Origin of the sequence: Skermanella pratensis, from assembly GCF_008843145.1 — a bacterium.
GTDB classification, from domain to species: domain Bacteria; phylum Pseudomonadota; class Alphaproteobacteria; order Azospirillales; family Azospirillaceae; genus Skermanella; species Skermanella pratensis.
Map to the genome: position 1 here is coordinate 398,648 of NZ_CP030265.1, position 19,048 is coordinate 417,695.

Below are 19,048 nucleotides of genomic sequence, written 5' to 3' on the forward strand. Positions count from 1 at the left end.
ATCATTGCCGCTGCAACCCAGGCGCCCGATTGTCCGCGATTGCAACTGGGGGGATGACCAATGACCACTCGCGAGCTGTCCGACGCGCGGGCTCAGCCTGACGCGACCCCGTCCCCCGGCACATCGGTCGAGCTGGCGCTCTGGCGGATCGACGGCGCGACGCAGCGCTCCCTCCGGCAGCTCGGCCCCCATGTCAACACCGACCTGGACGGCATTCTCACCGACTTCTACGGCTTCCTGAAGCGCTTTCCCGAAACGGCGGAGCTGATCGCCGCGGAGGGCATGGTCGCCCGCCTGATCTGCGCCCAGCGGGACCACTGGCACAAGCTGTTCACCGACGGCATCGACGCCCGGTACGTGGAGCGGGTGCAGCGGATCGGGTCGGCCCACCACCGGGTCGGGCTGAAGCCGCGTTTCTACCTCTCGGCCTATTCCTTCATCATGGAGCGGCTGGTCCGCTCGGTGATCGAGCGCAACCGCTGGAGCCGGCACGCCGCGGCCGACCAGGCGGCGACGCTGATCCGCACCCTCCTGATGGAGGCGGAGCTGGCGCTCTCCGTCTATACCCACACCACGACCGAGCAGCACGTGACGGACGAGCTGCTCGACCTCGCCGACACCTTCGAGCAGGAGCTGGACGACGCGGTCCAGCTGGTCCGCCGCAAGGCGGAGGCGATGGAGACGGCCTCGACCGAGGTGCTGGGCGCCGCCCGCATGGTCAGCGAGGACGGCAACCACGTCGCCGAGGCGTCCCACGAGGCCGACGTCAACGCCCAGACCATCGCCGCCGCCACCCAGGAGCTTTCCGCTTCCATCGCCGAGATCTCGCGCCAGGTGGACCGCTCGACCGGGGCCGCCCAGGACGCCACCACCCGGTCCCAGGCCGCCCGCGACATCGCCAACAACCTGACCGACGTGTCCGACAGGATCGGCGCGATCGCCTCGCTGATCGAGAAGATCGCCAAGGAAACCCGCCTTCTGGCGCTGAACGCCAGCATCGAGGCGGCGCGCGCCGGCGAGGCCGGGCGCGGCTTCTCGGTCGTGGCGAACGAGGTCAAGCTGCTGGCCGACCAGACCAACGACGCCACCGGCAACATCCGCGCCGAGATCCAGTCGATGCAAAAGGCCATCGGCGACACGGTCAGCGCGATCGCGGACGTGGCCGGCCGGGTCGAGCTGGTCAACGACACCATCACCGCCATCGCCTCCGCCGTGGTCGAGCAGGACGCGGTCACCCAGGACATCGCCCAGACGGTGACCCAGACGGCCGACAGCGTGCGCCGGGTCCATGAGCGGATCGGCAGCGTCGCCACCCAGGCGGGACTGACCACCACGGTATCGACCCAGCTCCGCAAAAACACGACCGAGCTGGTCGAGCAGGTCGTCAACATCGAGAAGCGGGTGATCTCCAGCCTGCGCAACTCCCGCTTCGCCGAGCGCCGGCGGGCGATGCGCGTCACCGTGGACATCAAGACCGAATGCAGGGTGGACGGGCGGGCGGTGCCGGCCTGCGTCGAGAATATCTCCAGCGGCGGCGCCCAGATCCGCTTGGCCGCCGGGACCGCCGGGCAGAACGCCCCCGTTTCCTTCGACCTGCCGGGCATCGGCGACGTCACGGCCCGGGTCTCGAGCGTGGAGGGGGAGGTGCTCCATGTCCATTTCGGGGATCTCGGGCCTGCCGTCCGGGCCGCGCTGACCGAAGCGCTGGACCGCTGGCACCGGGGCGACGAGGCGCTGATCCAGACCGTGCAGGCGGCGGCGCGCCAGATCTCCGGCCTGTTCGACGACACCATCGACGAGGGCGGCATCGGCGCCGCGGCGATGTTCTCGACCGCCTACCAGCCGATTCCCGGGACCGATCCCCAGCAATACCTGACCGCCTACACGGACCTGTGCGACCGCCTGCTGCCGCCGATCCAGGAGGAGGTGCTGCAGAAGGAGGCCCGGATCGATTTCTGCGTCGTGGTGGATCGCAACGGCTATTTGCCGACCCACAACCGCAAATACTCGCAGCCCCAGCGACCGGGCGAGCCGGCCTGGAACGCGGCCAACTGCCGCAACCGGCGCCTGTTCGACGATTTCACCGGCATCGCCGCCGCGCGCAGCCGGGCCCCGGCCCTGGTCCAGACCTACCGCCGCGACATGGGCGGCGGCAGGTTCCTGCTGCTGAAGGACGTCAGCGCCCCGATCCTGGTCCATGGCCGCCACTGGGGAGCGCTCCGCCTGGGCTGCCGGCCGACGTGACCCGCCCGACCAGCCGGCCGCGCGTGCCGTCGTCCACGAAGGCCGCTTCCAGCGCCGTTACCGTCGCCTGCCGCAAATCGTCCTCCCGCCAGCCGAACGCCTCCGCCGCGACCTCGTATTCGCCGCCCAGGGTCGTCGCGAAATAGGGCGGGTCGTCGCTGTTGAGAGTGACCGCGCAGCCGGCCGCGCGCAGCCGGTCCAGCGGATGGTCGGCGTAGGAGCCATACACCGCGGTGCGGATGTTGCTGGTCGGGCAGACCTCCAGCACGATGCCCTCCCCGGCGATCCGGCGGACCAGGTCGGCATCCTCGATCGCGCGGACGCCGTGGCCGATGCGGCTGACCGGCAGGTTGTCCAGGGCGTCCCGCACGCTCTCCGGCCCGGCGGACTCGCCGGCATGGACCGTGCAGCCCAGGCCGGCGTCGTGCCGGGCGATGGCGAAGACCGGGGCGAAGTCGGCGGCGGACAGGTGGTTCTCGTCGCCGCCCATGCCGAATCCGGTCAGCAGCGGGTGCCGGTGCCGGGCGCAGGCCCTGGCGACCTCCAGCCCGCGCTCGACGCCGAAATGGCGCACGCAGGCGACGATCAGCCGGGCCTCGATGCCGAAATCGGCGCGGGCATCCTCGAACCCCTGCACGATGCCGTCCAGGTGGTCCTGGAACGACAGGCCGGCCATCGCGGCATGGTCGGGCGACGACATCACCTCCACATAGACGGCGCCCTCTGCGGCGCAGCGGCGCAGGTAATCGTAGGTCACGTCGCGATAGTCCCGCCCGGTGCGGATCGCGGACGCGGCGTCGTCGTAGGCCTTCAGGAAATGCAGGAAGCCGGTCCAGGCGAAGTGGCCCGCCTCCGTGAAGAGGCCGGGCGGCAGCGTCATTCCGTTGCGCTGCGCCAGCGCCCGGACCAGATCCGGCGTGGCGGTCCCTTCCAGGTGGACGTGAAGCTCGGCCTTGGGAATGCCCCGCGCGTTCATGGCACCATGGCTTTCGTGGTCAGTTCGGTGACCGGCCGGGGCGGCCGGCGGGTTTCCCGGTGAAGGATATAGAGCCCGCTGGCCGAGACGATCAGGGCGCCGGTGATCACCGCCGAGGTCGGCACGTCGGCGAACACCAGATAGCCGAACAGGACCGCCCAGATCATCGCCGTGTACTCGAACGGCGCCAGCACGGCGGCGGGGGTCGAGCGGAAGGCCTGGGTCATCATGATCTGCGCGACGCCGCCCAGGATGCCGACGGCGGCCAGCAGGCCGAACCCGGGCAGGTCGGGCGTCCGCCAGTCCGCGGCCATGCCGATCGCCCCGACCGCGACGCCGGTCAGCGTGAAGTAGCAGACGATCGCCGCGTTGGTCTCGGTCCGGCTCAGCTTCCGCACGAAGATCATGGCGAAGGCGTAGAACACGGCCCCCAGCAGCGGCACCAGCGCCACCGGGGTGAACATGCCGCTGCCGGGCCGGAGCATCACGACGACGCCGATGAAGCCGACCCCGACCGCGCTCCAGCGGCGCCAGCCGACATGTTCGCCCAGCATCGGGCCGGACAGCGCCGTCAGGAACAGCGGCCCCGCGAAATGGATCGCGTAGACGTCGGCCAGCGGCATGTGTTTGAAGGCGTAGAAGAAGCAGACCAGCGCGCTGGCGCCGACCAGCGACCGCAGCACGTGCCCGCCCGGCCGGGACGTCCGCAGCAGCCCGATGCCGCCCGACGTCGCCACCAGCACGCAAAGCGGCACCAGGCCGAACACCGAGCGGAAGAACACGATCTGGAACGTGCCGTAGCTGGACGACAGCCATTTTATCAGCACGTCCATCACGGCGAAGGCCACCAGGGCCAGGGTCAGCAGGCAGATCCCGCGCAGGATCTCCCCCTGGGCGCTTCCCGTTTCCCGGGGCACTGGCTAGCGCGCCAGCCGGCGGGCGATCGGCGGGCCTGCCGACGGCGCGGACTGTCCCACGGTGAAGGCGCCGCGGACCGCGTCGGCCGCGGCTTCGGCGGCCTCCTCGGTCCGGGCATGGACGATCGCCAGCGGCGCGGCGTGCGGGCCGGTCGGCGTACCCGGGCCGGCGACTTCGGCCAGCCCGACCGCCGGGTCGATCGGGTCCTGGACGCGGGTCCGGCCGCCGCCCAGCGCCACCACCGCGACGCCCAGCGCCCGCGTGTCGACCGCGGTGACGAAGCCCTCGTCGCGGATGCGGATCTCCCGCTGGAAAGGCGCTTCCGCCAGGTGGGTGTCGGGGTTCTCCAGCAGGTCGGCCGGGCCGCCCAGTTCCGCGACCATGGCGGCGAACCGCTCGGCCGCCCGGCCGGTGGAGATCGCTTCGTCCACCATCACGCGGCCGGCCTCCGCGTCGCGCGCCAGTCCGCCCAGCACCAGCAGTTCGGCGCTCAGGCCGGCGGTCACCTCGTACAGCCGCCCGTCATGGCCCGCTCCCGTCAGCAGGTCGATCGACTCGCGCACCTCCAGCGCGTTGCCGGCGGTGCGGCCCAGTACCTGGTTCATGTCGGTCAGAAGCGCCACCGTCGGCATGCCCGCGCCGGTCGCGACCGTGGCGATGCTGTCGGCCAGGGCCAGCGCGTCGCCGAACTCCGCCATGAAGGCGCCGGAGCCGAACTTCACGTCCATCACCAGCGCGTCCAGCCCCGCCGCCAGCTTCTTCGACAGGATCGAGGCGGTGATCAGGTCCAGCGACTCGACCGTGGCGGTGATGTCGCGGACGGCATAGACGCGCTTGTCCGCCGGCGCGAAGGCGTCGGTGGCCCCGATGATGGCGCAGCCCACGTTGCGGACCACCCGCTCCAGCGTCGGCCGGTCGGGCAGGGAGGCGTAGCCGGGGATGCTGTCCAGCTTGTCCAGGGTGCCGCCGGTATGGCCGAGGCCGCGGCCCGAGATCATCGGCACGAAGCCGCCGCAGGCGGCGACCACGGGGGCCAGGATCAGGCTGACCTTGTCGCCGACCCCGCCGGTCGAGTGCTTGTCCAGCACCGGGCCGGGCAGGCCAAGCGGCTTCCAGTCCAGTACGGTGCCGGAACGGGTCATCGCGCGGGTCAGGGCCACCCGCTCCTCCAGCCCCATTCTGCGGAAGAAAACGGCCATGCAGAAGGCGGCGATCTGCCCCTCGGTCACCGACCCGGCGGTGACGCCCTCGATGAAGCTCTTGATCTCGGCGTCGGAAAGGGTGCCGCCGTCCCGCTTCTTGCGGATGATTTCCTGGGGAAGGATGGGGGGGAGCATGGATCGTTCCGTATTCCTAATAACCGCTGGAGGATTTCTGCCCGGTCCCGCCGTGGCCCAGGTCCGCCAGCAGCGCGTCCAGCAGCCCGCTGGCGCCGAAGCGGAAAGTGGCCGGCGTTGCCCAGCCCGGCCCCATCACGGCATCCGCCAGATTCAGGTACGAGGCGGCCCCCGCCGTGTCCCGGATGCCGCCCGCCGCCTTGAAGCCGACCGGGCGCCCGCAGTCGCGGATAACATCCAGCAGGATCGCCGCCGCTTCCAGGGTCGCCGCCGGCTGGAGCTTGCCGGTGGAGGTCTTCAGGAAGTCGGCCCCGGCCGCCACCGCGTCGCGGCCCGCCCGCTCGATCAGGCCGGCGTCGGCCAGTCCGCCGGTCTCCAGGATCACCTTCATGAGGATCCCGTCGCCGCAGGCGTCCCGGCAGGCGCGCAGCACGTCGTGGGGAACCGTCCGCTCCCCGGCCATGAAGGCGCGCCAGGGCAGCACCACGTCGATCTCGTCCGCTCCCGCCGCGATCGCGGCGCGGGTGTCCTCGGCGACCTCGGCGGCGGGCGCGCCACCGCCCGGGAAATTGACCACCGTGGCGATGGCGACTCCCCGGTTCTCCAGAAGTCGTTTCGCCACCGGAATGAACCGCGGATAGATGCAGACAGCGGCGACGTTGCCGGCCGGGGTCACCGTCCGATCGCACAGCGCGGCGATTCGCTCGTCGGTGTCGTCGTCGTTCAGGCTGGTCAGGTCCAGCAGGGGCAGTGCCCGTGCCGCCGCATCCAATGTCGTCACCGGTCCAATCCTTCCAGGAATCCCACCACCAGCCGTTCCAGGTCCGCCGCCGCCGCCGCCGCCGAGCGCAGGGTCTGGTCGTGGCTGACCTCCCCGTCGCCCAGGCCGACGCCCAGGTTGGTGATGACCGCGCAGCCCACGACGGTCAACCCGCAGTGGCGGGCGACGATGCATTCCGGCACGGTGGACATGCCGACCGCGTCGGCGCCCAGCGCCTTCAGCATCCGGACCTCCGCCGGCGTCTCGAAGCAGGGGCCGAGCCAAGCGGCGTAGATCCCCCGGGCGAGGTCGATCCCTAACCCGACGGCGGTCGCCGCCAGATGCCCGGTCAGATCGGGGTCCCAGGCGTCCTTCAGCCCGGGAAACCGGGGGCCGAAAGCGTCGTCGTTGGGGCCGACCAGCGGGTTGGTGCCCTGCATGTTGATGTGGTCGGTGATCGCCATCAGCCGGCCGGGGCCGACCTCGGTCCGCAGCGACCCGGCGGCGCAGGTCAGGAACAGCGTCTCGCAGCCGGCCAGCTTCAGCGCCCGGATGGGCAGCCGGATCGCAGCCGGCCCCGCGCCCTCGTACAGGTGGACCCGCCCCTGCATGCAGGCCACCCGCTGCCCGCCCAGGGTGCCCAGGACCAGCCGACCGGCATGGCCGTGGACGCCGGGGCGCGGGAAGCCGGGCAGGTCGGCGTAGGAGATCGCGACCGCATCCCCGATCCGGTCCGCCAGCCCGCCCAGGCCGGAACCGAGCACGATGCCGACCCGGGGCGCGAACCCCGGCGCCCGCTCCGCGATGACCCTTGCGGCGTCCTCCGGGGAAGCGGCTCTGTCCATGTCTCTCTCCGCGTTCATCAGAAGCTCAGGTTCTCGGGGCCGAAGGACAGCGGCAGCAGTTCCTCCAGCGTCACCGTCCGGCGCAGCCCTTCCGGCCCGCAGACATGGATCTGCACGTCCAGCGCGCAGAACTCCCGCAGACGCTGGCGGCAGCCGCCGCACGGGGTGCACAGCATTCCGTCGCCAGGCGTGCCGCCCATCACCACCACCTCGACGATCCGGCGGTCGCCGCCCGCGACCATCATGCCGATGGCGCCGGCCTCGGCGCACTGGCCCTGGGGATAGGCCGCGTTCTCCACGTTGGCGGCGGCGTAGAATCGGCCGCCGTCGGTGCGCAGGCAGGCGCCGACCGGGAACTTCGAATAGGGCGCGTAGGCCCGCCGCATCGCCTCGCGCGCCAGCGGGATCATGGTGTCGAGACTGCTCATCGTTCCTTCACATAAGGTATGCCGCTGGCCTTGGGAGCCACGGCCTTGCCGACGAATCCCGCCAGCAGCAGCACGGTCAGCACATAGGGCAGCATCTGGATGAACTGCACCGGGATGATCCCGATTCCAGGGATGGCGACGCCCTGGAGACGGATCTGGACCGCGTCGGCCAGCGCGAACAGCAGGCAGGCGAACAGCGTCGGGGCCGGCCGCCACTTGCCGAAGATCAGCGCCGCCAGCGCCAGATAGCCCATCCCCGCGGTCATGTCTCGCACGAAACCGGCCCCCTGCGCGGTCGAGAGATAGGCGCCCGCCGCCCCGGTCAGCGCGCCGCAGATCACCAGCGCCTGATAGCGCAGCTTCGCCACGGAGATCCCGGCGGTGTCCACCGCGCTGGGGTTCTCGCCGACCGCCCTCAAGCGCAGCCCGAAGCGGGAGCGGTAGACCACCCAGGCCGCGGCCGGCACCGCCAGCGCCGCCGCATACACCAATATGTTATGCCCGCTGATCACCTCGCGGTAGAGCGGACCCAGCACCGGGACGGCGCCGCCCAGCATGTCGGCCAGGGGCAGGGCGAGGGACTCGAACCGCTCGCCCGCCTGGAGGATCGGCGTCTGGCCGCCCTGCTGGAACCACGCGAAGGCGAGGGTGGGGGTCAGCCCCGCCACCAGGATGTTGATCGCCATGCCGCTGACCACCTGGTTGCCATGGTGCGTGACCGTGGCATAGGCGTGGACCATGGACAGCAGGATGCCGGCACCGATCGCGGCCAGCAGCCCCAGCCACGGGCTCCCGGTGACCGAGGCGGCGGCCGCCGCGGCGAAGGCCCCCGCCAGCATCTTGCCTTCCAGCCCGATATCGACCACGCCGGAGCGTTCGGCGAACAGGCCGGCCAGGGCGGCCAGCACCAGCGGCGCCGCGGTCCGGACCGTGCCGTCCAGCACCGAGAGGAGGGTGAGGTAATCCATGGCAGACCGTCCCTTCCTCCCTCAGCCCGCAGCCGCCGGCTGGCGCGCGGTGCGCCGGAACAGCGCCTCGATCCGCGCCTTGAACAGGTTCTCCAGCGCGCCGGCGAACAGGATCACCAGCCCCTGGATCACCACCACCATCTCCCGGTTGATGTTGGGGAACTCGAACGCCAGCTCCGACCCGCCCTGGTACAGCGCGCCGAACAGCAGCGCCGCCAGCACGATCCCGATCGGGTGGTTGCGCCCCATCAGGGCCACCGCGATGCCGACGAACCCGACCCCGCCGGTGAAGCCCAGGATCAGCCGGTGATGCACGCCCAGCACCTCGTTCAGTCCGACGAAGGCGGCCAGCGCGCCGGAGATTGCCATGGCCAGGATGATGTTGCGGGACGGCGAGATGCCGGCATAGACCGCCGCCCGCTCGTTCTGGCCGACGGTGCGGATCTCGTAGCCCCAGCGGGTGTGCCAGACGAAGACCCAGACCAGCGCGCAGCAGGCCAGCGCCCAGACGAACGACAGGTTCAGCGGCGAGTTGGGAATGTCGATGCCGACCCAGGCCAGCGCCTGGTGCATGAAGGGCAGCCAGGTTGACTGGTCGAACTGCCGGCTTTCCGGCGATTGCTGGCCGGGGGCGATCAGCACGTCCACCAGCAGGTAGGTCATGATCGAGGCGGCGATGAAGTTGAACATGATCGTCGTGATGACGATGTGGCTGCCTCGCTTCGCCTGGAGATAGGCCGGGACATAGGCCCAGGCGGCACCGCCCAAGGCACCCGCCACGATCGCCACCACCGCCACCACCGGCCACGGCATCCCGCCGAGCGTCAGCCCGACCAGCCCGATCGCGAGCCCGCCGATATAGGCCTGCCCCTCGCCGCCGATGTTGAACAGCCCGCAATGGAAGGCGACCGACACCGCCAGCCCGGTGAAGATGAAGTTGGTGGCGTAGTACAGCGTGAAGCCGATCGCCTCCGGATAGCCGAACGAGCCGTAGAGCAGCACTTCCATCGCGGCCAGCGGGTTCTCGCCGATCGCCAGGATCACGAGGCTGGAGACCACCAGCGCCGCCACGAGGTTGAGCACCGGCAGCAGGGCGTTGTTGACCCATGCTGGCACCTCCCCGGGCTGCCCGAACCCTTTGCCGATGCCCTTCGCCGTCGTTCCCGATGCCATGCCGAGCGCCTGCCCCGAACGTTCCCCGTGCTCCCGAACTTGCCCGGTTCGACGGGGCGAGGCAAGCGGGATGGGCGGACGGAAATGGAACGGTCCCGAAACGGTCATACCCCTGTGGGTTGCCCCCTATGTATGGTTCCGCCGTGCGGCCATCATGGGAAAGGGAAAAGCATGCCAGTCGACACGCGGGATGTTCCGGAAGGGCTCATCCGCCCGGGCGGTGCGCCGCTCTACGCCCCGGACCTGTTCCGCCCGGCCTACCGCCCCGCCCGGGGCGAGCGCTGGCGGCTCGACGTCGCTCCGCTCAGCCTGTGCCCCGGCTACTGGAGCGGCGTGCAGGTCGTGACCGACATGGCGGTGCTGACCCGCACCGAGGGCACCGGCGAGACCGCGGGCCTGCGCACCTGGATGTCGATGACCCCCATGGAGATCGAGAGCCAGGAACTCGGCTGCCGCGCAGCATTCGGCCATACGGTGGTGATGGGCCTCGGCATGGGCTGGGCCGCCGCCAACGCCGCGCTCCGCCCGGAGGTCGCGGCGGTAACCGTGGTCGAGTTCGATCCGGAGGTCATCGCCATGATCGAGGCGGTCGGCGTCTTCGCCCAGCTCCCGCCCGACGCCGCCGCCAAGGTCACCGTCGTCAACGCCGACGCGCTGGCCTGGACGCCCGAAGCGCCCGCCGACACCCTGCTGGCCGACATCTGGCTGCCGCTCAACGGCGACGACCGGGTGGAGCAGGTTCGCCGCATGCGCGCCAACACCGGCGCCACGAAAGTCTATTTCTGGGGCCAGGAAATGGTCATCGCCCGCCGCGCCCGCGCCGCCGGCCTGCCCCTTGACACCGCGACGGTCGCCCGGATCGTCGCCGACCTGGACCTCCCCCTGATCGGCCCCGACCTCCCCGACTACCCCGACCGCATCGCCCGCGCCGCGGAGCGCTGGCTGAGCGAGGGGTAGGGGGCGCGAGCCTCCCCCCCGGGAATGTACGCGAATGTCATCAAACGACGCGGTGAAACGACATGGCGGGGACTGGCGGAGCGGGGCTTTACCCCAGGGGGATGTCATGATTCGTCTACATCCGTGGGGGCGGCGGCCGGGCACATTCGGACGGGTCCGCCGGTGCGGTTTCGCGGACGCGCGGCCCGACCGTCCGGCAAGGTAATTGCCAAGTGAAAGAGTTTTTTCGCGGGTAACAACACTCCCTTTTCGTCATGGCCGGACTTGATCCTGCCATCGTATCGCAGGTCTCACCACGGCTCCGTGGCCGGAGATGCCCGGATCAAGTCCGGGCATGACGACAAAAAGGAAGATAAAATACCTTAAGTATCACCTTTGGGTTGATTGGCAAGAGCCGTGCCGGACAGCCGTGGATCAAGTCCGGCCATCGTATTGCAGGCATCGCCGCAGCTCCGTGACCGAAGATGCCCGGATCAAGTCCGGGCAAGACTTCTTTTGGGGCCGGGGCAATGTACGCGAATGTCAACAAACGACACGGTGGGGCACGTGCTTCCGGTTCGCCGGACCAGCCACAGGCGCTTCCGACGCGGTCCCGCCAGCGTCGGGGTCCATATTCACGATGCAAAGATCCGGCGCGAGGCGCCCCCCGAAGCATAGCGGGAACTGGTGAAGGAATTATTTCCTTGGATATGCCCCGGCAGGTAAGGTGCGAACCGGACCGTCGGGCGATCGGCGCTCAACAGATACGGACCGGCCGAGTAGAGGCATGGCACCTCGTAGGTCGGCTACAGCGAAGCGGCAGCCGACAGCGACGCTCCGGCTTCGTCGGGTGCCGCTTCGCTGTACCCAACCTAAGGTTGAGAAAAATGTGGCCGACCCCCTTACATCGGCCGGAGCAATCATGCCGAGCGCGGGCTTGCCGGCTCCCGTCGAAGATCAGCGCAGGGCGGCGGACTACGGCTCGGGCACGCCGAGTAACTCGGCCAAGGCGATCAAGGCTTGCGAAAGCTCGGGCGTGCGCCCGTACTTCCGCAGCGCGACGGGCAACGCCTCAGCCACCAGCGCCCGCGCTCCCTGGGCATCACCGAGATGCAGGAGCATTGCGGCCAGATTGTTCATGCTGCCCAGGGTATTGGGATGCTCGTCGCCCAGCACCCGTCGGCGGAGCGCCAGCACCTGCTCGTGGAGCGCCCGGGCGCCGCCGTGGTCGCCCAGTGCGCTGAGCGTTGCGGCCAGATTGTTCACGCTGGTCAAGGTTCCGGGATGCTCGTCGCCCAGCACCCGTCGGCGGAGCGCCAGCACCTGTTCCTGGAGCGCCCGGGCGCCGCCATGGTCGCCCAATGCGCTGAGCGTTTCGGCCAGATTGTTCATGCTGGTAAGGGTATTGGGATGCTCGGCCCCCAGCCCCCGGCGGAAGAGCGCCAGCACCTGCTCCAGTAGCGCCTGGGCGCCGCCGTGGTCGCCCTGTGCGCTGAGCGTTGCGGCCAGATTGTTCATGCTGGTTAAGGTGTCGGGATGCTCATCGCCCTGCAGGCGTTTCGTTGCATCAACGGTTTGACGCCAGTCCGCCTCCGCGTCGGCGTAGGATCCCCGCTCATGATTGAAACGTCCAAGCCATCCCAAGAGCAAGGCTGCCGGGGCGTCCGGCAGATCTTCGGTTAAGGTGCGGGCGTGGGGGACCAGGGGCAGCAGGGTGGCATGGTTGCGGATGTCATCGGCCTTCTCCATCGCCTCGGTCAAGGCCGCCACGGCGGCCTCGCGCATCTCGGGCGGCGGCTCGCCCATGTGGAAGCGCACGGTGCGGCTGACCAGCACGTGGACCGACGCGGCATCGCCGGCATCCTCCCCGTCGCCCGATATGTGTTCGGCCAGAGCTTCCCGAGTGGCTTCACTGAGGGCGAGGGCAGCCTCGGCCAAGCCGTCGTCGCCGCCGGGCAGCCGGGCGAAGACACCGGCCGCCAGGGACAGGGGGATCGGTGCAGGGGCCAGCAGGGCGGCAAGATGCAGGAAGCGAAGGCCAGCAGCGTCCAGCCGGTCGATGCTGTCCAGCAGGGTGGCCGCGATCTGCTGCGCATGGCCGGTCGGCAGGTCGCCGGCCAGTTTGGCAGCCAGCTTCGCGGCCAGTTCCGTCGCGTCCTTCGCGGGATCGCGCAGCCGGTCGCGGAAACCCTGGTAGCCCAGCATCGCGACGGCGGCACCCGCCACATCGACCGCCAGGGCGTGGTTGCCGAGAAGCGCCAGGATTTCCCGCGCCGCCGCCTTTTCCGCGTCGGTGACCGGAATCCTTCGCTTGGTCAGAAGCTCATGGGCTTCGGTGTCCAACAGCAGCCTCAGCCGGTGGACGAAGCCTGCTCCGCCCGGCCCGGTGCCGCGGGTGGTGACCAGGGTGGCGCCGTTGGCGGTGGGCGCGCTCCAGGCGTTCAGGTCGGCCGGGCCGGCGTCCGGCGGAAGGTCGTCCACGATCCATAGGTAGCCGTCCAGGTCGGCCAACTTATCCTTCAGCGCGCCCTCGACCTCGTGCGGTCCCAGGCCAGCGACCGCGATGCCGAGGTTCCCGGCAAAGCCCTGCCGCTGCGTGCCCAGGTCCTGCCCCCTGGCGGCGTTGAGCCAGAAGATGCCGCCGGGATAGGCCGCGCAGAAGCGCCGGGCGTATTCCTCCGCCAGCAGGGTCTTGCCGATGCCGCCCATGCCCTGCACCTGGACCAGCCCGACGCTTTCGCCGGCGATCAGCGCGAGCCGGTTCTTCGACAGGCGCTCGTCGATCCGCCACATGTCGGGAAAACGGCCGACGAACCGGCTGGAGCCGGCGCGCGGGTTGCCGCCGTGCCAGCGAGGGCCGCCCAGCGTCCGGATCTCGCCGAAGCTGCCGGTCAGCCCGTCCAGCAGGGCGGCGGCCCGGGCGGCCAGTTCCTCCGCCGGGATGCCGCGCGCATCGACGTATTTCTTCGCCAGGATGTCGGCCGGATGGAGGTGCCCGGTGCCCGTTTCCGGGTTCAGCGCCAGGATGCGGCGCTCGACCGTCCTGCCGTCGGGGAACTCGTGCCGGGCGGCGATCAGGGCGGAGGTCAGCTCCCACTGGCAGGCGCGACGGGTGGGGTACGTGGCCGAGTACCAGGCCACCAGCATCCGCGCGCGGCCAAGCCCCTCCACGATCCGCCGCACGATGGAGTCGCCGTCCGTGATCTCCGTCTCGTCATGGAAGACGCGGAGGTTCCGGGCCTTCAGCGCCGTGATGACCGGCAGCGCCGCGTCGCGGTCGGCGTGGGCGTAGCTGAAGAAGATATCGTATTCCATCGCCCGCCCCGCCCGGAACCGCCCGGCCGCGACGGCGCCCAAGCCTTCAAGATCAACCGATGCGAGCATGATAGCAGCGACGGAACCCGAACGGGAGCATTATTGCGCCGAACCGTTCCGAAACCTGCGCATGGTTTGACATCCGCGCGAACTCGGATCAGAATTCGCGCGCCACACCATCCGGACGTGGCGGCCGAGCCGAAGAGCGGGAACTCCTAGGCCCGGCCTGACCATGAATGCCACTTGTCTAAGGCGAAACATCCATGGCTGCCCAGTTGATTAGCACAAACGGAGTGCTCGCGCTCCGGTCATTGTCACCCCCGCCGCGGCGACCCCGTTCGTCGCGGCGGGGGGCTCCCAACGTCCTCAGGCCGGCGGCGCGGGGGTAGCATCATGTCACAAGCAGGAAGGTACGAGGCCCGGTTCGACGCCGGGCTGGGGAATATGCGCGTGTTCGACGCCGACGCCGACGCCGCGCCGCTGACCGACGACGATGCGGTCTACCTCGTCAACATGCTGGGCGAAGCGGTGGACGAGATGGACCGCCGCGGCTTCGACCCCAACACGGCCCGATTCACCATCGACCGCCGGGTGCCGGCCGGGATAGCGGGAGGGGCGCAAACGTAATCCAGGTTCTTGCCACAGATTACGGCGATGGACAAAGATACGGCCCGGATCATCTGAGTATATCACCGTAATCCGTGGTTAAATCTCTTCCTCCCGGCCCGGTGTCGTACAGGGCAGGAATCTTGACTTAGCCACAGATGAACGCAGATGGACACAGATACTTATCGATTTCTAATCTGTGTCCATCTGTGGCCGATATTCTTACTCTTCCACGCCAACTTCGTCCAAGGCAGGCCAGAAGCGGCGCTCGGCACCGATGCCTCCCTTTGACACGGCCCATGGGATGCTTCATCATCCACCAACTGACTATTGGGATGATGCATCATGCGCTCCGGTGTCTTGGACACAATGCCGGCCAAAGTGAGGAGGGGCTTGAGGAAGCTTGGCGCCGACATCGCCGTGGCCCGCAGGAAGCGCCGGCTGACCGTGGCGATGATGCTGGAGCGGACGAGCCTGTCCAAGCAGACCTATCAGCGCATCGAGAAGGGCGACCCCGCCGCATCCATTGGCGCCTATGCGATGTGCCTGTTCGCGCTGGGCTTCAACGATCCCTTCGGCGACATCGCCGACATGCGGGACGATGATACCGGACTGCTGCTCGACAAGGAGCGCTTGCCGAAGCGGGTCCGCGTGCCGAAAGGGGATGGAGCGTTGTGAGGCGCGACGTGAATGTCTGCCTGGGTGACGCCGAACATCCGGTCGGAACGCTGTACTTCACCTCCGACTCACGGCGCCAGGCGAGCGCGTTCGAGTATCATCCGCGCTGGCTGGCCTCCAAGGAGCGCTTCCAGATCGACCCCGCACTGCCGCTTGTCCGCGGTGCCCAGTACCGGGGACGGGGAGGGTCGGAGCGGGCGTCGGTGTTCCACGGATGTTTCGCGGACAGCGAGCCGGACGGCTGGGGCATCCAGGTGATCCGGCGCGACCACGCGAAGTCCCTCAAGGAGGCGAGCAAGGGGGCGGCAGATGGCCGGCCGATCGCCGACCGTCCGCTAGACGGTCTCGACTTCCTGCTGGCGGTCGATGACGTGAGCAGGGTGGGCGCCTTGCGGTTCGAGGTCGGTGGCAAGTTCGTCCGGGTCCCGGATCCGGGCAAACGCGGCACGCCGCCGCTGATCGAGCTGGGCGATCTGCTGGCCGCCACCAGGGCCGTCGAAACCGGAACGGAAACCGCGCGGGACCTGGCCTATCTCCGGGGCAAGGGGACCTCGCTGGGCGGCATGCGCCCGAAATGCTCCGTCATCGACGACGACGGCGTGCTGAGCATCGCCAAATTCCCGAGCGTGGGAGACACCAGGGCGGTCACCCTGGGAGAGGTGCTTGCCCTGAAGCTGGCGAAGCTGGCCCGCATCGATGCCGCCGAGGCGCGGATCGTCCATTCCGATGACATCCCGGTCACGCTGGTCAGACGCTTCGACCGCGATGGCGGCAGGCGGTTCATGTATGCCTCGGCCAGGACGATTCTCCAGATCGACGACGATCAGGAGCACTCCTACACCGAGATCGCCGACGCCATCGTCCGGAACTGCCTGTACGCGGACCGGGACAGGGAGGAGATGTGGCGCCGCATGGCCTTCACCGTCCTGATCAACAACGTGGACGACCACATGAACAACCACGGCTTCCTGCACATCGGCGGAGGCAAGTGGCGGCTGTCGCCCGCGTTCGACGTCAACCCGTTCCCAGACAAGGCGCGCGTCCTGAAGACCTGGATTTCCGAGGAATCGGGTGCCGACGCCTCTATCGCCTCCGTGATGGCGGTGGCGAGCTATTTCAAGCTGAAGCCCGCGCGGGCGCGGGAAGTCCTGCTCGACGTGGTGCAAGCCGTCGGGCGGTGGCGCCAAGTGGCGAGCGATCCTGTCGTCGGCATGACGGCGCGGGAGATCGAGCAGTACGAGAACGCCTTCGAACACGGGGAGAAGGCGGCGGCGGAAAAGGAACTGCGCGCGCGGGTGCCCGGCGCATATCCCGTGCCGCCTACGGGGAACAGGGACACCGAGGGCCTGGATACATGATCATCCTAGACTCGGCTCCGGCGCGCTGCGGGACTCGCCGGTTATTGTCGCTGTCCGTGACCGGTTCCCTTCCTCCCGGTCCGGTGGCGTCCAGGGCAGGCAGGTTCATTTAGCCGCAGATGCACGCAGATGGGCTCAGATACTTATGTATGATCATCTGTGCCCATCTGGGTGATCTGTGGCCAATTTTCTTATCTTCCACTCCAACGCCGTCCAAGGCAGGCCCGAAGCGGCACCAGACGCATCGGCGCGGTTTGAACGGCGGGTCGCTCAATATTTCGTAGCGTCAAGGACGGCTTGGAACACCTCCTCGCGGCGCTTCATCTCCTTTTCCGTTTCGCCGTCCACCGGAACGGCCACCGACTTGCGGATGTCGGCAGGCGCTATGACCTCAAGGGTTCCGCCAACCCGACACCCCGACCCATGGCCGCGCGAACACGTCCCCATCACCCCTCCGCACTCCCGACCAGCCGCCATACCGGCACCGCGCCGATGCCCTTCAACTCGGCCGTGCCCAGCGGTTCCACCAGGAAGCGGTCGCCCAGCGCCGCCCGCGTGCCGGCGGAGATCGCGATGGTGCCGGGGGAGGCCCGCGATTCCAGCCGGCTCGCCAAATTGACCGTGTCGCCCCAGACGTCGTAGGCGAACTTATGCGTGCCGATCACGCCGGCGACCACGGGGCCGGTGTTCAGGCCGACGCGCAACCCCAGGCCGGGATGCCGGCGCAGGGTCTCCTCCATGGCCTCCATCATGCCCAGCGCCACCCGGGCCGCGGCGCCGGCATGGTCGGGCAGGCCGGCGGGGGCGCCGGCGACCGCCATGTAGCCGTCGCCGATGGTCTTCAGCTTCTCCACCCCGTGCCACGCGCACAGCGCGTCGAAGCGGGAGAACAGGCCGCCCAGCACCTCCACCACCTCGGTCGCGTTGCGGTCCGCCGCGAAGGCGGTGAAGCCGGCGATGTCGGCGAACAGGACCGTCACGGCGTCCAGCCGGTCGGCGATCGGACGCTCCCCGGCCTTCAGCCGCTCGGCGACGCTGGCCGGCAGCACGTTCAGCAGCAGCGCGTCCGACCGGGCCGCCTCGCGCGCCGCCGCACCCCGGGCGATCTCCGCCGACCAGTAGAGATAGACCACCAGCACGCCGACGCAGGCGGCGACGATCACCACGCCGGTCCGGACCTCCGCCAGGTTGGCGGCCGTGGCCGGGGCATAGGGCGGATGGCCCAGGCGGATCCAGACCTGCATGAAGACGATGACGCCGACGCACAGCGCGCAGGCGGCGGCCAGCGCCAGGCGCTCCGTGCGGGCGAACAGCAGCGCCGGGCCGGCGAACAGGCAGGTGGCGGCGAGCACGTCGATTCCCGTACCCGGCCCCAGCATCACGGTCATGACCCCGACGACGCCGCAGCCGTAAAGCACCATCCCCATCCGCCCGGCCAGCATCCATCCCGCCCGCACGCACAGCAGCGAGCCGACGGCCAGCGCCAGCAGGGCGCCGGTGATCCAGGCGGCCAGCCGGTTGAAGGCGGCATATTCCTCTCCCGGCCACGGGAACCCAATGCTTTCCAAGGCCATGGAGGCCGCCAGCACCGTGATGAGCCAGGCGAAGATGGTCGCGTTCCGCAGGGGGCCGGGGGGCGCGGCCAGCCAGCGGCGCCGGGCCGGGGCTGTCGCCAAGCCGGTCGCCAGGGGGCCCGGGGCGGCCGGAATGTCCGGAGTCTGATGCGCGGTCACGAACGGATCACTCCCCGTCGGTTGATCGGAGTCGCGCGCCACCGGCGACATTCCCGCCGATCATACAGCTTTCCGCCGCGCGGGGCAGGGGCGGCGGAGAGCACCGACTGGTTTGTTTCATGCCAAACAAACCAAGCGTTACCGCCCTTTTCGACAGACGGTAAAACAATAATCACGATATTGTGAACAACATCACGCGTTGGTGAGCGGATGTGAATTATAAAGCCCGCCGAGTCAGAACATTGTGGTGTGGATACGGACGCGGTCCGGAACTCCCCACCACTTGGCAGGGTTTCACGATGACTCGAAGCGCAATACGCCCGCTGATCGTCGCCTTGGCCGCCCTGGCGGCGGTCGGCTCGTTCTCACCGCCCGCCCTGGCGAAGGAACCGGCGATCTATACCGGGTTCTTCAGCAGCGTCGCGGTCGGCGGTTACGACCCCGTGGCCTATTTCACCCAGGGGAAGCCGGTCGAGGGCAGCAAGGAATTCTCGACCCGCTGGATGGACGCGGAATGGCGCTTCGCCACCGCCGCGAACCGCGACCTCTTCATCGCGGCGCCCGAGAAATACGCGCCGCAGTACGGCGGGTACTGCGCCTGGGCGATCGCCCAGAACAAGACCGCGTCGGGCGACCCGAAGCTGTGGAAGGTGGTCGACGGCAGGCTGTTCCTGAACTACGACCAGGACGTCCAGGAGCGGTGGGAGAAGGACATCCCGGGCTTCATCGCCAGCGCCGACCGCAACTGGCCCACGGTCCTGGGCAAGTGAGGA

At 69.2% G+C, this 19,048-nt stretch carries 16 protein-coding genes; 6 read left to right on the forward strand and 10 right to left on the reverse strand.

The window, feature by feature from the left end; all coding sequences use genetic code 11:
- Nucleotides 1-60 precede the first annotated feature (60 nt).
- On the forward strand, nt 61-2,244 hold the full coding sequence (locus tag DPR14_RS01820) for a methyl-accepting chemotaxis protein (RefSeq protein WP_158043644.1): 2,184 nt from the start codon (nt 61-63) through the stop codon (nt 2,242-2,244).
- Here DPR14_RS01820 and DPR14_RS01825 read toward each other — a convergent pair.
- From DPR14_RS01825 to DPR14_RS01860, 8 genes are read right to left on the reverse strand one after another with little or no spacing between them, the layout of a single operon-like run.
- Nucleotides 2,177-3,220: an adenosine deaminase gene (locus DPR14_RS01825; RefSeq protein WP_158043645.1), complete on the reverse strand. Its 1,044-nt coding sequence runs from the start codon at nt 3,218-3,220 to the stop codon at nt 2,177-2,179. The two genes, DPR14_RS01820 and DPR14_RS01825, sit on opposite strands and share 68 nt — an antisense overlap.
- A complete protein-coding gene (locus tag DPR14_RS01830; protein ID WP_158043646.1) occupies nt 3,217-4,137 on the reverse strand; it encodes a DMT family transporter in 921 nt (306 codons plus the stop codon). Before DPR14_RS01830 ends, DPR14_RS01825 begins: the two co-directional genes overlap by 4 nt.
- Nucleotides 4,138-4,140: 3 nt before the next feature.
- Nucleotides 4,141-5,475 (reverse strand): thymidine phosphorylase, encoded by a 1,335-nt coding sequence (deoA, locus tag DPR14_RS01835; RefSeq protein WP_246148723.1) that lies wholly within the window; start codon nt 5,473-5,475, stop codon nt 4,141-4,143.
- 16 nt (nt 5,476-5,491) lie between these two features.
- Nucleotides 5,492-6,256: a deoxyribose-phosphate aldolase gene (gene deoC, locus DPR14_RS01840; protein ID WP_158043647.1), complete on the reverse strand. Its 765-nt coding sequence runs from the start codon at nt 6,254-6,256 to the stop codon at nt 5,492-5,494.
- Entirely contained in the window at nt 6,253-7,080 is an 828-nt protein-coding gene (locus tag DPR14_RS01845) for a purine-nucleoside phosphorylase (RefSeq protein WP_158043648.1), read from the reverse strand. The genes deoC and DPR14_RS01845 overlap by 4 nt, the downstream gene beginning before the upstream one ends.
- 17 nt (nt 7,081-7,097) lie before the next feature.
- The gene (gene cdd, locus DPR14_RS01850; RefSeq protein WP_158043649.1) at nt 7,098-7,508 is read right to left on the reverse strand and encodes a cytidine deaminase; all 411 of its coding nucleotides are present in this window, start codon (nt 7,506-7,508) and stop codon (nt 7,098-7,100) included.
- Complete coding sequence (locus tag DPR14_RS01855) at nt 7,505-8,476, reverse strand: ABC transporter permease (RefSeq protein WP_158043650.1); 972 nt, start codon at nt 8,474-8,476, stop codon at nt 7,505-7,507. The genes cdd and DPR14_RS01855 overlap by 4 nt, the downstream gene beginning before the upstream one ends.
- Nucleotides 8,477-8,497: 21 nt before the next feature.
- Nucleotides 8,498-9,649 (reverse strand): ABC transporter permease, encoded by a 1,152-nt coding sequence (locus tag DPR14_RS01860; protein ID WP_158043651.1) that lies wholly within the window; start codon nt 9,647-9,649, stop codon nt 8,498-8,500.
- A 171-nt stretch (nt 9,650-9,820) separates the two neighbouring features.
- On the opposite strand from DPR14_RS01860, the gene DPR14_RS01865 reads away from it, so the two are divergent.
- Nucleotides 9,821-10,606 (forward strand): hypothetical protein, encoded by a 786-nt coding sequence (locus DPR14_RS01865; protein ID WP_158043652.1) that lies wholly within the window; start codon nt 9,821-9,823, stop codon nt 10,604-10,606.
- Nucleotides 10,607-11,560: 954 nt separating this feature from the next.
- Here the strand turns inward: DPR14_RS01865 and DPR14_RS01870 are convergent.
- Entirely contained in the window at nt 11,561-13,969 is a 2,409-nt protein-coding gene (locus tag DPR14_RS01870; RefSeq protein ID WP_158043653.1) for a tetratricopeptide repeat protein, read from the reverse strand.
- 324 nt (nt 13,970-14,293) lie between these two features.
- On the opposite strand from DPR14_RS01870, the gene DPR14_RS01875 reads away from it, so the two are divergent.
- From DPR14_RS01875 to DPR14_RS01885, 3 genes are all read left to right on the forward strand, one after another.
- Entirely contained in the window at nt 14,294-14,527 is a 234-nt protein-coding gene (locus DPR14_RS01875; RefSeq protein WP_158043654.1) for a hypothetical protein, read from the forward strand.
- A 372-nt stretch (nt 14,528-14,899) separates the two neighbouring features.
- Nucleotides 14,900-15,184 carry an alpha/beta hydrolase family protein gene (locus tag DPR14_RS01880; protein WP_211103894.1) on the forward strand — a complete coding sequence of 95 codons (285 nt, stop codon included), beginning with the start codon at nt 14,900-14,902 and terminating at the stop codon, nt 15,182-15,184.
- Nucleotides 15,181-16,542, forward strand: a complete 1,362-nt coding sequence (locus DPR14_RS01885; RefSeq protein ID WP_158043656.1) for a type II toxin-antitoxin system HipA family toxin — start codon at nt 15,181-15,183, stop codon at nt 16,540-16,542. The genes DPR14_RS01880 and DPR14_RS01885 overlap by 4 nt, the downstream gene beginning before the upstream one ends.
- Before the next feature lie 446 nt (nt 16,543-16,988).
- Here DPR14_RS01885 and DPR14_RS01890 read toward each other — a convergent pair whose 3' ends face one another.
- Entirely contained in the window at nt 16,989-18,275 is a 1,287-nt protein-coding gene (locus tag DPR14_RS01890) for an adenylate/guanylate cyclase domain-containing protein (protein WP_192499225.1), read from the reverse strand.
- Between the two features lie 299 nt (nt 18,276-18,574).
- On the opposite strand from DPR14_RS01890, the gene DPR14_RS01895 reads away from it, so the two are divergent.
- Nucleotides 18,575-19,045 carry a YHS domain-containing (seleno)protein gene (locus DPR14_RS01895; protein WP_158043658.1) on the forward strand — a complete coding sequence of 157 codons (471 nt, stop codon included), beginning with the start codon at nt 18,575-18,577 and terminating at the stop codon, nt 19,043-19,045.
- The last annotated feature ends 3 nt before the right edge of the window (nt 19,046-19,048 follow it).

Bases quoted from the DNA above. Each gene is read 5' to 3' on its own strand.
- DPR14_RS01820 (WP_158043644.1), top strand. From the start codon at position 61: ATGACCACTCGCGAGCTGTCCGACGCGCGGGCTCAGCCTGACGCGACC.
- DPR14_RS01825 (WP_158043645.1), bottom strand. From the start codon at position 3,220: ATGAACGCGCGGGGCATTCCCAAGGCCGAGCTTCACGTCCACCTGGAA.
- deoA (WP_246148723.1), bottom strand. From the start codon at position 5,475: ATGCTCCCCCCCATCCTTCCCCAGGAAATCATCCGCAAGAAGCGGGAC.
- DPR14_RS01845 (WP_158043648.1), bottom strand. From the start codon at position 7,080: ATGGACAGAGCCGCTTCCCCGGAGGACGCCGCAAGGGTCATCGCGGAG.
- cdd (WP_158043649.1), bottom strand. From the start codon at position 7,508: ATGAGCAGTCTCGACACCATGATCCCGCTGGCGCGCGAGGCGATGCGG.
- DPR14_RS01855 (WP_158043650.1), bottom strand. From the start codon at position 8,476: ATGGATTACCTCACCCTCCTCTCGGTGCTGGACGGCACGGTCCGGACC.
- DPR14_RS01860 (WP_158043651.1), bottom strand. From the start codon at position 9,649: ATGGCATCGGGAACGACGGCGAAGGGCATCGGCAAAGGGTTCGGGCAG.
- DPR14_RS01865 (WP_158043652.1), top strand. From the start codon at position 9,821: ATGCCAGTCGACACGCGGGATGTTCCGGAAGGGCTCATCCGCCCGGGC.
- DPR14_RS01870 (WP_158043653.1), bottom strand. From the start codon at position 13,969: ATGCTCGCATCGGTTGATCTTGAAGGCTTGGGCGCCGTCGCGGCCGGG.
- DPR14_RS01875 (WP_158043654.1), top strand. From the start codon at position 14,294: ATGTCACAAGCAGGAAGGTACGAGGCCCGGTTCGACGCCGGGCTGGGG.
- DPR14_RS01895 (WP_158043658.1), top strand. From the start codon at position 18,575: ATGACTCGAAGCGCAATACGCCCGCTGATCGTCGCCTTGGCCGCCCTG.